Here is a 515-nt window from a genome sequence, read left to right on the forward strand (position 1 = left end):
GTCTGGAGCCGGCTGGTTTCTTCGGCGCGTCAGGCGATCAATGAGTTGAACGTCGATCTGCTGGTTGTCCCCATCGAGAAAAAATAGTCGCCGCCGCCTGCGGGCGGCTGCCTTTTTTCATTCGTATCGCTTATCTCTGAGCGGCCATAACCGCCTACCCGCAATAATCCCGCTAGCTGACAATCCGCCTGACGAATAGTGACTCATCGTGATTTTATTTTATCCATCAATATGTTGGCCAAAATCCGATAAAGGTTAATCCAGCGCATTGAAATCACTGACATACCTCCTTTTGATTAATAAACCGCACGTTTTGACTGGCTCTCAGGGGAGGGGCGTCTTATCCTCGGGGTAATGAGATTTGTATGACTTATATAAATACGTTCACATGGAGGAGGTCTCATGCGTTTTGACAATAAAGTCGTGGTTATCACCGGTGCGGGCAATGGTATGGGGGAAGCGGCGGCGCGGCGTTTCTCCGCCGAGGGCGCCATCGTGGTGCTGGCCGACTGGGC

1 protein-coding gene is annotated in these 515 nt (G+C 51.8%); it reads left to right on the forward strand.

Features of this window, described 5'->3' with window-relative positions:
* Positions 1–402 precede the first annotated feature (402 nt).
* A partial coding sequence (locus SO140_RS46480) for an SDR family NAD(P)-dependent oxidoreductase (RefSeq protein ID WP_498544279.1) occupies positions 403–515 on the forward strand: 113 nt, incomplete at its 3' end.

Source organism: Bradyrhizobium sp. UFLA05-108, from assembly GCF_059803455.1.